The organism is Chloroflexota bacterium (assembly GCA_020850535.1).
In the GTDB taxonomy this organism is placed as follows: domain Bacteria; phylum Chloroflexota; class UBA6077; order UBA6077; family JACCZL01; genus JADZEM01.
Genome location: JADZEM010000042.1, coordinates 41432 through 53490 on the forward strand (window position 1 = coordinate 41432; position 12059 = coordinate 53490).

At 69.0% G+C, this 12059-nt stretch carries 10 protein-coding genes; 6 read left to right on the forward strand and 4 right to left on the reverse strand.

From position 1 onward, the window contains the following. Positions 1–9: 9 nt before the first annotated feature. Complete coding sequence (locus tag IT306_06750; protein MCC7368100.1) at positions 10–1047, reverse strand: AAA family ATPase; 1038 nt, start codon at positions 1045–1047, stop codon at positions 10–12. An 8-nt stretch (positions 1048–1055) separates the two neighbouring features. After that, positions 1056–2051, reverse strand: a complete 996-nt coding sequence (locus tag IT306_06755) for a hypothetical protein (protein ID MCC7368101.1) — start codon at positions 2049–2051, stop codon at positions 1056–1058. Between the two features lie 254 nt (positions 2052–2305). Between IT306_06755 and IT306_06760 the strand changes: the two genes are divergently transcribed. Beyond that, positions 2306–3286, forward strand: coding sequence for a dihydrodipicolinate synthase family protein (locus IT306_06760; protein MCC7368102.1), 981 nt, complete (start codon positions 2306–2308; stop codon positions 3284–3286). A 39-nt stretch (positions 3287–3325) separates the two neighbouring features. On the opposite strand, the gene IT306_06765 is transcribed toward IT306_06760, so the two are convergent. Beyond that, positions 3326–5572, reverse strand: coding sequence for an APC family permease (locus tag IT306_06765; GenBank protein ID MCC7368103.1), 2247 nt, complete (start codon positions 5570–5572; stop codon positions 3326–3328). A gap of 102 nt (positions 5573–5674) precedes the next feature. Between IT306_06765 and IT306_06770 the strand changes: the two genes are divergently transcribed. The 3 genes from IT306_06770 (at position 5675) to IT306_06780 (ending at position 8502) form a co-directional block, all read left to right on the forward strand. Next, positions 5675–7102 carry a Trk family potassium uptake protein gene (locus tag IT306_06770; GenBank protein MCC7368104.1) on the forward strand — a complete coding sequence of 476 codons (1428 nt, stop codon included), beginning with the start codon at positions 5675–5677 and terminating at the stop codon, positions 7100–7102. Between the two features lie 33 nt (positions 7103–7135). Further along, positions 7136–7798, forward strand: a complete 663-nt coding sequence (locus IT306_06775) for a TrkA family potassium uptake protein (protein MCC7368105.1) — start codon at positions 7136–7138, stop codon at positions 7796–7798. Between the two features lie 200 nt (positions 7799–7998). Continuing rightward, positions 7999–8502: a hypothetical protein gene (locus tag IT306_06780; protein ID MCC7368106.1), complete on the forward strand. Its 504-nt coding sequence runs from the start codon at positions 7999–8001 to the stop codon at positions 8500–8502. Positions 8503–8606: 104 nt separating this feature from the next. Here the strand turns inward: IT306_06780 and IT306_06785 are convergent, their stop codons facing one another. Next, positions 8607–9785, reverse strand: a complete 1179-nt coding sequence (locus IT306_06785; protein MCC7368107.1) for a citrate synthase/methylcitrate synthase — start codon at positions 9783–9785, stop codon at positions 8607–8609. A 539-nt stretch (positions 9786–10324) separates the two neighbouring features. Here IT306_06785 and IT306_06790 point away from each other — a divergent pair. Both IT306_06790 and IT306_06795 read left to right on the forward strand, forming a co-directional pair. After that, positions 10325–11176, forward strand: coding sequence for an SH3 domain-containing protein (locus IT306_06790; GenBank protein ID MCC7368108.1), 852 nt, complete (start codon positions 10325–10327; stop codon positions 11174–11176). 459 nt (positions 11177–11635) lie between these two features. Further along, positions 11636–12059: fructose-bisphosphatase class II (locus IT306_06795; GenBank protein MCC7368109.1), on the forward strand; the 424-nt coding region annotated here is incomplete at its 3' end.

Sequence of the window (12059 nt, forward strand, 5' to 3'; positions counted from 1 at the left end):
GCTGCTCCTCTATCTGACCAGCGCTCGGTTCAGCTTCCGCACCACTTCGTCGTCGGCCCGGTCCAGGAAGAACCGCCCGACCAGCCCCAGCTCGGCCGGCCCCAGCGTCAGCGACCGCTCGTCCAGCTCACCGCGCCGCACGGAACGGTACACGCAGTGCAGCAGCATGATGTGGAGCATCTTCACCAGCCGCCGATTCGACATCTCGGAGAGGTCGTCGTCGCGGGTGATCCGGATCAGGCGGGCCAGCTCCTGGAAGAATGGGCTGCGCTCCTGGGGCTGGAGCACGCCACGGTCGGTCAGCTCGCGGATCTCGTCGCGGAGGTCGTCGGCAAGCTCCAGCAGCGTGGTGTAGACGCGCGAGCCGCCACGGCTGCCGAACGTCTCGGCCCAGCCGCGCGTCAGCAGCGTCCCGACCCGTTCTGGCCCGCCAGGGACGTGGACGTCCACGTTCTTGACGGTGCAGCGCAGCAGGAAGCGGTCGAAGACGGCCCGCAGCTCGGGAGTGTCGGGGATCTCGTTGGTGGCGGCGAAGAGGCACTGCAACTGGACGGGCGTGCGCTCGCCACGGTCGTGAAAGACGCGCTCGTTCATGACGGCGAGCAGCGAGTTGAGGATGGCGCTCGATCCGTTGAAGACCTCGTCGAGGTAGACGACGCGCGCCGACTGGAGCCAGTCCCCGGACAGCCGCACCAGCCGGCCGTGGGTGGCCGCCTGGGCCACGTCGTAGAACCCGAACAGCTCGCCCGGCTCGGTGAACGGCGTCAGCAGGTACTCGAAGTAGTGCGGGTGGCGAACCTGCGGGTTCTCCAGGTCGAGCAGGCCCAGCAGGTTGCAGAACGCGCGGATCAGCCGCGACTTGGCCGTCCCGGGCGGCCCGACCAGCAGCAGCGCCTCGCCGCTGAGGATCGAGAGCATCAGGGCGTCAATCGCCTCGTCCAGGCCGGAGAAGCGGCCCTTCAGCTCGTCCTCGACCTGCCCAAGCTGCCCGAACAGCTCGCCGTGCTGCCGCGCCAGCCAGATCAGCGGTTGTGCGGGGAAGACCATGGGCGCCGCTATCCTCCGACCAGTGCCCGGGGATCGTACTGGCTGGCCAACCAGGCTGGCCGGTCGGCCTCCCACGACGGATGGGCGAGCAGCGGCAGCGTGGTCACCGGCGGTGTCCCCCGAGCGTCCGTGCGCTGCGAGGATACGTGTCCCAGCGCCTCGCTGACAACGGGAAGGTCTGTCAGGCCCTTGCGGAGCGCGGCCGGCAGGGGCGGATGCCCGCCGTGCCAGGCCAGGATCGCCTGCATGATGACGTACTGGTCCCAGAAGCCGGCCCAGCCGCTGACAGCCAGCGTCTGGACACTGGCCTGCTGTCCCAGGGCGCGTGCGGCCTGCCGCCGGCGGGTGGCCCGGGTGGGGATCCACTCCCAGCGGCTGAACGGCAGCCGGCCCCAGAGCGTCCACCCGACGCGTCCGAGCTGGGCCGCGAGCCGGCCCGGGGAGCGCAGGGTGTCTCTCCGAAACAGGCCGCGCAGCGCCGGCCCGAGCGCTGGTGTGTGCGGCGCCTGGGCCAGCGCCAGCAGCGCCCAGAATGTCCCCGGCGCGAAGACGGGGGTGGGCAGGCCGCCCTGCGGGAAGAGGTACTGTTCCTGGAGGACGCCTCTCGCCAGCAGGGCGGCCTCGCGCTGGAAGGCGGGGCTGGCCCAGGCGCGCTCGGCGACCGTCGGCCAGAGGAAGTCGGGGAGGTAGCCGGGGGTGGTCTGCCCGATTCGGGACCGCAACTGGCTCCAGACCCGCCGCTGCCAGACGGCCGGTGAGAGGCCGCGTCTGGTGGCCCGGGCGACGGTCACCCGGTAGCTGACGGGGGCCAGCCGATGGCCCTGGCGCGTCGCCAGCTTCCGCGCGACGCCGTCTGGCAGGAGATCGGCCAGGGAGGGGCGCTCGTCGTCGGCGTTCGCCAGCAACGCCTGTCGCAGCAGCCCCAGCCCGAGATCGCGCAGCAGGCCGGTCGCCTCGTCCAACGGGAGCGCGGCAAAGTCGAGCGCGGGAGTGCGCCGCCTCATGCTGCCGCGTCACGCTGTGTGTGCGTCGTCATACGGCCAATGGTGTACCGCATCCGATGGGGGCAGCGCCGATGTGTGGGCATGCCCTGTTGCGATACGATGACCCGCACAGAGTCCGCCATGCGTCAAGCAGCTCGTGACCAGCTATCCAGGACTGCGCCGACGCGGGTGTGCGCCGGCCAGTGGCGATGTCTTCCAGCTACCCGACCGGGACTCTGGTGCGAGCGGGTGATGGGAGCCGCGGGAGTCCGACCATGTTGACGCCACTGGCGCAGCTCACACGCGAATCGATGCGCGCAGGCCTCACCCGCGAGAACCTGCACGGGGTCTGGGCCGCGATTGGCACCCCGTTTGACGCTCGTGAACGGTTCGACGAGGAGGTCTTTCGCGAGAATATTCGGCGGCTGCACGCCGCAGGCGTTCACGGCATCTACACGACCGACAGTGACGGCGAGTTCTACGCCATCGAGCTGGACGAGTTTCGGCACATCGTCGACGTGTTTGCCGACGAAACACAGCGCATCGGCGCGGCGGCCATGGTCGGCGTGACCTGGTGCAACACCGAGGGCGTCGTGGCCCGGCTGCGCCACGCCGTGGACCGGGGCATCCTGGGCGCGCACGTCGGCCACCCGTTCTTCATGCCGTCAACCGCTGCATCGTACCGAGGGTTCTGGGAAGATATCAGCGCAGCGGCGCCTGACGGGTTCGGCCTCGTCCAGTACAACACGCCGCGCTGCCACAACTACCTGCGCGGACCGGACTACGCCGTCCTCCAGCGCGATTTCCCGAAGCTCATCGGCACGAAGCACGTCGGCGTCGATTTCACCGAGTTCATGTCGGTGATGGCGGATGCGCCACAGATCAGCCACCTCGTCGGCGAGGGCGTCATGGCGCCGTACCTCATGTTCGGCGGGCGCGGCATCAACTCGTGGTTCACGAACTTCAACCCGCGGTTCGTACTCGACCTCTACAACGACGTGGTCGCGGGGCGCTGGGACTCGGCGCGCCAGCGTCAGAAACGGCTGCACGCGTTCATCGGCGCTATCGACGTACTCCAGGAGACCGGCAACCTGCACGGCATCATCGGCAAGGCCGTGACCGAGGCCTCACCATTCCTGATCTCGACGCCGACCACCCGCCGGCCGTACCAGCCCGTCGTCCGTGAAGCGGTCGAGCGGTTCCGCCGCATCGTGGAGGAGCAGTTCCAGGATCTTCAGTGGCCGGGGCGAGGCTGAGCCTCCCGCGGCACTGCACTGCGACGGCCAGAAGCGCCGTCAGCGGATCAGGTGGTACGGCACGTCGATGACCGCCGTGTTGGGGCGGAAGAAGAGCGTCCCCTTCAGCCGCAGCGCCGTCTGGTTGTGCAGCGGCCACTCCCACCAGCGGCGTGGCACGTACTCAGCCAGCACCACCGTGATCGGCGTGTCCGGATTCTGCTTGGAGACGGCGTCCAGGTAGTGCAGCATCGGCCCCGTCAGCGCCCGATACCGTGACTCCAGGATCACCAGCGGGACATCGGTGCCCCACTCCTTCCAGCGACGGCGCACCTCGGCGGCGTCTTCAAGATCGTCGGTGACGTGCAGCGCCGTCACGTTGCTGGAGAGCGCCCGCGCGTAGCGGATCGTCCGGGCGACGGCGCGGTTGAGCCCCGGCACCGGGACCACCAGGATCGGGGCGGGCAGGCCGTCCGGCGGCTCGTCCGTTGGCTCCATCGCCAACTGCTCGGCCACGCGGGTGTAGTGGGCGTGGATCCGCCAGAGCACCGCCACCTGCATCGGGATCAGCACGATGACCAGCCACGCGCCGTGCGTGAACTGGGTGATGGACTGGATGATCGCCACGGCGAACGTCGTCAGCGCGCCCGCCGTGTTGACGATCAGCCCGTAGTGCCAGCCCGGCTCGCGGCGGCTCCACCAGCGCTTGACCATGCCCGCCTGTGAGCAGGTGAACGCCACGAAGACGCCGATGGCGTACAGCGGGATCAGCGCGTGGGTGTCTGCATTGAAGAAGAAGACGATGACGCCCGAGATGATGCCGAGCGTCGAGATGCCCGTGGAGAACGCCAGGCGGTCGCCCCGGAAGCTGAACTGGTGTGGCATGTAGTGGTCACGGGCCAGGAACCAGGACAGGCGTGGGAAGTCCGCGAACGCCGTGTTGGCGGCCAGCACCAGGATCAGCATGGTGGACCACTGCATCAGAAGGTACAGGAGGCCATCGCCGAAGATCTCGCGGCTGATCATCGAGACGACGGACTCGGCCTCGTCCACGTCTGGCATGATGGCAAGCTGGGTCGAGAGGAAGGAGATCCCCAGGAACAGCACCGCCAGGATGATGCCCATCCAAAGCAGCGTCGTGCGGGCGTTCTTCCACTCCGGCGGCTTGAACGCCGGCACGCCGTCCGAGATGGCTTCCGTCCCGGTGAGCGCGGCGCAGCCCTGCGCGAACGCTCGGAGCACCAGCAGCAGGCCGATCCCTTCGAAGGCGTGTTTCGCCTCCCAGCCGGCCAGCTCCATCTCGTGACGCGGCATGTTCGCCACGAGGTCGCCGGTGGCGATGCGGAAGAGGCCGTACCCGATCATCAGCATCGCCATGACGATGAACATGTAGGTGGGCACGGCGAAGATGGTGCCCGACTCGCTGACGCCGCGCAGGTTGATGAGCGTCATCAGGGCGATCAGCGCGATGGCGATCCAGACGCGAAAGTCGTGGAGATCGGGGTAGGCCGAGGTCAGCGCGAAGACGCCGGCCGAGATGCTCACGGCCACCGTCAGGACGTAGCTCACCAGCAGCGATGAGGCGGCCACCAGGGCCGGAACGTTGCCCAGGTTGTCCTTGCTGACGATGTAGGAGCCGCCGCCGTGCGGGTACGCCTTGATCGTCTGGCGGTAGGAGATGACGACAATCGCCAGCAGCAGCCCGATGGCAGCCGCGACCGGCAGCGTGAACGTCAGCCCGAGCGCCCCGCCCAGCACCAGGATCCGCAGGATCTCCTCGGTGGCATACGAGGAGGACGACAGCGCGTCCGAGGCGAAGACGGCCAGCGCCTTCGTCTTGGGCAGCCGCTCATGGGCCAGCTCAGAGGACGCCAGCGGCTTCCCGATCAGGAAGCGTCGGCACAGTCCCCACAGCTTGCCCATCGTGCCGCGCGGAGCATACGCCGTGTCGCGGGCCACCAGCGTGTCGCCGGAGGCCTCGCGGAAGGTGTCGTGGAACGGCCGGTGGATGCGGACGTACCGCTCGCCCGGCTTGTGGCCCTGGCGCACCTCCCGAATGTGCACCGTTGGAATGGTGCTGCCGTCCGCCGCCCTCTTCTCAGCACGGGCATCGCTGCTACCGCGGGCCTCGCCGCCGCGGACATCGCCATTGCGCGGGGTATCAGGAGGCTCGGGCTTCGCCGGCCCGCTGGACGATGAGCCTCGACCCTCGCCGTCTTCGGCGTTCGTGTCGCACCTCCGCTCTACTGGAGACGCCACAAGGTTGCTGGAGTGGTGCCCGGTTGAGCAGCATGCAGCCCACCCCATCCGCAGTATAGCAACCGCCACTCATCTGAGAATCATTCGGCTGAGAATTGCTCGGCGCGTATCATGATGCCGCCATCCTGACAGCCCCGGAGCCAGCGCCGCGTGCCGCGATTGCCGATCCCCCGCCTCCCCAGGACGCCGCTCACCGCGGGGCGGCAGCTCCCCCGGCGCAGTGTGCGGGTGCCGTTGGGGGTCACGCGGCCCCCACGGCGCGCGCTGAACGCCGGGCTGGTCTTTGCGGGCGGCTTCGCGGCGCTCATCGCCATCGGCACGGTGCTGCTGATGCTGCCGATCTCCCAGGTCGATGGACGCTGGACCCCGCTGCGCGACGCGGCATTCATCGCTGTCTCGGCGGCCTGCGTGACGGGGCTGGTCGTCGTGGACACCGGGACGCACTGGAGCTTCTTCGGGCAGGTCGTGATGGCCGGGCTGGTGCAGATCGGCGGCTTCGGCTTCATGATCCTGTCCACCTTTCTGCTCCGGTTGGCCGGGCGGCGCACCAGTCTCCGCGAGCGACTGCTGCTCCAGGAGTCCATTGGCGGAAGCGATGTCGGGTCGGCGCTGACGCTGGCGCAGCGCGTCCTGCTGTTCACCGTGGTGGTCGAAGGGGCCGGCGCGGTCATGCTGACGCTCGCCTTCCTGGAGCGGCAGCCGCTCAGCACCGCCATCTGGTGGGGGATCTTTCACTCGATCACGGCGTTCAACAACGCCGGCTTCGATCTGACGGGCGGCTATCAGAGTATGGTGCCGTTCGCGGATGCGCCGATGGTGCTCCTGCCGCTCAGCGTGCTGGTGATCCTCGGCAGCCTCTCCTACGGCGTCGTCGAGGACGTGGTGCGGCGGCGGTCGTTTGCGCGGCTGACGCTCGACAGCAAGCTGGTGCTGGTGGTCAGCGCGGGACTGCTCGTCGGCGGGACGGGGCTGCTCCTGTTCACGGAGCGTGCGAACGGCGACACATTCGCCCCGATGCCGTTCTGGATGCAGGTGTTGAACGCCTTCTTTCACTCGACGGTGACACGGTCGGCCGGGTTCAACTCGGTGGATCTGGCGGCGGTGACAGATGGCGGCCTGCTGGTGCTGATCGGGCTGATGCTGATCGGCGGGGCGGCCGGCTCGACGGCCGGCGGCATCAAGGTCCAGACGCTCGGCATCCTGCTGAGCGCCACGGCGTCGGCCATTCGCGGCCTGCCGGACGTCGTGGCGTTCGAGCGGCGCGTGCCGATACCAGACGTGCTGCGGGCCATCGCCGTGACGGTGTTGGCCTTCGCGCTGGTCTTCGTCGCGACCTTCCTGCTGGGGCTGACCAGCACCCAGCCGTTCCTCCGCGAGCTGTTCGAGGTGGTCTCGGCGTTCGCGACGGCCGGGATGTCGATAGGGCTGACGGGCGAGAGCAGCCCGGCTGGACGCTTGATCTTGATGGCCATGATGTTTGTCGGCCGGTTGGGACCGCTGACACTGGCGCTCGCCCTGGCCGCGCGCGAGCACGGTTCGCCATTGCGCTGGCCGGCGGCGGCTGTGCGGATCGGCTGACGCGCCCGCCGGCGCGCAGGAAGAGAGGGGCGCATGCCCACGACACGACAGATAGCCGTCCTCGGGCTGGGGCGGTTCGGGCAGGCAGTGGCCCGCGAGCTGGCCCGCCTGGGCCACGACGTGCTGGCCGTGGACCGCGACGAGCGCATCGTGCAGGACCTGGCGGACGACGTGACGCACGCTGTCCAGGCCGACATCACCGATCCTGACGCGCTGGTGGCGCTCGGGCTGGCCGAGTTCGACACCGTCATCGTCGGCGTCTCCGAGTCCCTGGAAGTGAGCATCATGGCGACGGTGCTGCTCAAGCGCATGGGCGTCCAGCGGGTGATCGCCAAGGCGGCCCACGAGCTGCACGGCTCGATCTTGGAGCAGCTTGGGGTGCTGCGGGTGGTGTATCCCGAGCGCGAGACGGGCTTTCGGGTGGCGCACAGCTTCCACGCGCCGGGCGTCCAGGACTACCTCGACGCCGCGCCGGGCTACGGTATCGCGCGGGTGGCCCTGGTGGAGCGATGGGTTGGCCGGACGCTCGGCGATCTCGACTTCCCACGGAGCTGCAGCCTGACCGTCCTGGCGCTGGCGCGGACCGATACGGTGATCCTCAACCCGGCGCCCGCGGAGCGCCTCGCGGCTGGGGATGCGCTGATTGTCGCCGGGCTGGACGAGGATCTGGAGCGTATCCCCGACGCCGCGTCATGACATGTGCGTCACTGTGACAAACCCTCCCATGGATGCGGTACGCTCGACGTGCCGGAAAGCACGCTGACCAGATGTCGTCAGCGTGACAGACGGAGCGGCCCGTTGAACGTAGGCTGGTCGTTAGGCATCAGGAAGAATTGTCGAACACCGCGCGTTCGCGGGTGATTGGGAACGCTCCGCTGGGTCTGAGGAGGCTCGTCATGGTAGTGAGGATTGGACTGGTCGCGGCGGTGCTGGCGACGTTCGTGGTGATCGGCATGCCGTGGCGCGGGGCGTCGAGCGCGTTCCAGCCGACCATGGTGGCTGCCGCGCCGGCTGACACCACGACGAATGGGCTGACCTTCTCGAAGAGCGTCGATTCCGACGCCCGCGCGATTCACCCGGATGTCGAGTTCGGCCGTGGGACAGAGGTCGTGTGGGCCTCGTTCGACTACACCGATCACGACGGCAACGCCAAGGTGACGTATCTCGTGCGGGCGAACGGCGAGGACTACCGCTGGGGCACGCTGGACTGCTGCAAGGGCGGCTCGGGCCGGGCGGCGTTCCCGATTGAGAAGCGCAGCGGCCACGGCAACCTGCCGGGCGCGGCCTACGAGGTGCGGGTCTACGTGAATGGCGCAGAGGTGGCCGTCGGCGGCTTCGGCGTCAAGGGCGGGCGCGGCCTGGACAACGACGGCCAGGGGCACGGCAACGACAACGACTGAGACCAGGACAGCGAAGGATCTCACCCGCTGATGCGATTGTTGACGGTCAGCGGGTGAGATCCTTCGCTGCGCTCAGGATGACATGCTCTTGGCTGATGGCTGACCTATCGTTTTTCGATCGGCACGAACTCCAGGCCCCGCGGCCCGTTGTACTCTGACTGCGGGCGGATCAGCCGGCCGCTGTCGTGCTGCTCGATGACGTGGGCCGTCCAGCCGACCGTCCGCCCGATGCCGAAGGCGCAGGAGAACAGGTCCGGCGTCAGGCCGACATCGCGCAGGAGCAGGGCGGTGTAGAACTCGACGTTCGTGTTCAGGTTGCGGCCGGGCTTGGCCTCTTCCAGCACGTTGATGGCCACCCGCTCAACCTCGCGCGCCAGCTCCAGCGAGGTCTGCTCGCCGGTCTGCTCGGCCAGCAGCCAGGCGGCGCGGTAGAGCACCTCGGCGCGCGGGTCGCGCACCTTGTAGACGCGGTGCCCGAAGCCCATCAGCCGCTGCCCGTGCGCCACGGCGTTCTTCATCCAGGATTCGGCGCGGTCCGGCGTCCCGATGGACTCGATCATGTCCAGGGCCGGGCCGGGAGCGCCGCCGTGGAGGGGGCCCTTCAGCGCGCCGACGCCGCCGACGACCGCCGAGACCATGTCCGACGCCGTGGACGCGATCACCCGGGTGGTGAACGTCGAGGCGTTCATGCCGTGGTCGGTGACCGTCACGAAGTAGGTCTCCAGACCGCGCACCTTGGCGGGGTCCGGCTCCTCGCCGGTCATCTGGAAGAGCAGGTTGGCGGTGATGCCGAGGTCGGCGCGCGGCTCGACGACCTGCCCGCCGCTCCTGAGCCGCTGGTACATGCCGACGATGATCGGCACGCGGGCCACCAGCATCTCGGCGCGCGTGAGGTTGACCTCGTGCGCGTTGTTGCCGGGGTCTGGGTCGTCGGCGGTCAGCGCGGCAACGGCGAAACGGAGCGCGTCCATCGGGAGCATCCGCTTCGCGGCCGCCTGGACGGCCATCCGGGCCTCGTCGGGCAGGCGGCGGTAGCCGACCAGCCGGCGGTGCAGATCGTCCAGCTCCTGCTGGGTCGGGAGCTTGCCATGCCAGAGCAGGAAGGCCGCTTCTTCAAGGCTGATCTTGCTGGCGATCTGCTCGATGTCGTAGCCACGGATCGTCAGGACACCATGCAGACCATCGACCTCGCTGAGCGGCGTTCGCGCGGCAACGATCCCTTCCAGACCGCTGGTCGCGGGATCCGGCGCCGGCTTCCCATTGGTTGCCGATCCGGTGGTCATGACCCTGTTCCTCCTCATCGGTTCACGTCGTCGTGAGCTCGCGCTCGGAGTCCGTAGCCTGCTGCGCGCAGGGCCACGGGCTCCTTTTCGTCCAGCGTGGTGTGCGTGCTCGTCGGCTGGCGGACACAGGGCTGTGGGCGCCGCTCCGGTGAGCCTGGTTGCGTCGTGCCCGGGGCCGGCTGGCTGGGCTGCACGTCGATGCTCGTAAGGTAGCAGATTCGACACCCAGACGCCGCCCCATCATCTGTATGTCGCTGCTGTTTCCGCGATCCTGCCTCGGGTTCTGCCGTGAATGCGCCGATCTCCCGACGTTCCGTAGGCAGGGTGCGGGCCATCGTCAGGAGTTTTCCCGATCCTGGAGCATCCTGCGCGCTCCTACGCTCACTGGTGATCTCATCCCGCTGTGACGCCGCTCCGCTCTGACACTGCGTGTGGCTCGACGGCGGGCCGCCGAGGAGCGGCCGCGGCGCGGCCTGGGGAGACGACCGGCGAGCGCGTGGGTATCCGAAGGAGGAGACATCATGGCGCGGGGAGGCAGCATGTGCGAGGCGACTGTGGAGCGCCCAGGTGCGCGGCGGCGGCTGGCCGGCCCGATCATCCGGTCAGCGTATGCAGGCCAATCGGACCACCGCCCTGCCCCACCGGGGGCGGGCGTCTCCCTGACAGCCCTCTCCCTGCGGGTGGCGCGGGTCAGCCCGGACTCGCTGAACCTGCGGGCTGGGCCGGGGATCGGGGCGGCCATCGTGGGGCGGCTGGCCGAGGACATGCTGCTGCGCCCCCTCGGGCTGGCGGCGACCGTGGACGGCCTGCTCTGGGTGCAGGTGCAGACGGCGGAGGGCATGGAAGGCTGGGCCGCCGGCCGGTATCTGGAGCTTGCGGCAGCGCCGCTCGAGCTGCCGTCAGGGCCGGAGCCGCACGGGGAGGGGCGGCAGCCGTTCGACCCCACAACGCCGACCGAGCTGCAGCGCCAGGACTGGACCTGTGCGATTCGCGCCACCATGTGGATGCTGAAGTCGCTGGGCGTGGCCGTGACGCCGGAGGAGGCGCAGGACGCGATGTCCCCACAGTACGTGCGGAGCGACGTCGGCCTGCTCGACGCGACCGGCGCCGGTATCGTGGCGGTGCTCCGAGAGCGGTGGGGGGTGCGGGCGTTCAACCGCTCGCCGGTCACCTTCGATGCGGTCGCCGGCTGGGCCGGCCGCGCGCCCGTGGCGATGGGCGGCCGGGCCTGGAACCACTGGACGGCGGTCCGCGGCTACGACGCGGCTGCTGACGTGCTGGTGCTGGCGAACCCCGGCGGCACGGGCCCGCGCTACGGGCAGCAGACGCTGAATCGGCAGCAGTTCGAGGCGTTGGGCTGGTTCTCGGCGGTCGTGGCCCCCGTCGAGTAACGGTCGTGCGTCGTGCGTCGTGCGTCGTGCGTCGTGCGTCGTGCGAGCATGTCAGTGAAAGCGTGCGAGTTCCAGTTGTCATCCTGAGCGCAGCGAAGGATCTCACCCGCTGACGCGAATGTTGACGGTCAGCGCGTAGGGCAGACGATGACGGTCAGCGCGTAGGGCAGACGATGACGGTCAGCGCGTAGGGCAGACGATGACGGTCAGCGGGTGAGATCCTTCGCTGCGCTCAGGATGACAACTGGAACTCGCACGCTTTCACCAACACCCACGACCCACGACCCACGCCTCACGCCTCACGCCTCACGCCTCACGACGAAGGATTTTCCTGACGCCGGCTGTCGGGGAATCTCCCCTTGATCTCGGCGCGCGGCCCGCCTACGATTCCTGCCAAGCCACGCCCCACTGCCGTGGCGTGGACCTGGCCCCGCTGAAGGGCGCCGAGGAGGTATTCCTATGCTCGCTGAAGAGCGCCGGACTCGCGCGACCGCGAACGCCCTGGACCGCAACCTCTCGTTCGAGTTGGCGCGCGTCACCGAAGCCGCCGCGTTGGCGTCGGCCCGCTGGATGGGGAAGGGCGACAAGAACGCGGCGGATCAGGCGGCCGTCAACGCGATGCGCTTTGCGCTGGACTCCGTCGACATGGATGGCATCGTCGTGATCGGCGAGGGCGAGAAGGACGAGGCGCCGATGCTCTACACCGGCGAGCGCATCGGGAACGGTCTGCCGCCCGAGGTCGATATCGCCGTGGATCCGATTGACGGCACGACGCTGCTCTCCAAGGGGCTGCCGAACTCCGTGGCCGTCGTGGCGCTGGCCCGGCGCGGCTCGATGCTCCCCTGGAAGGGCATCGCCTACATGGAGAAGATCGCCGTCGGGC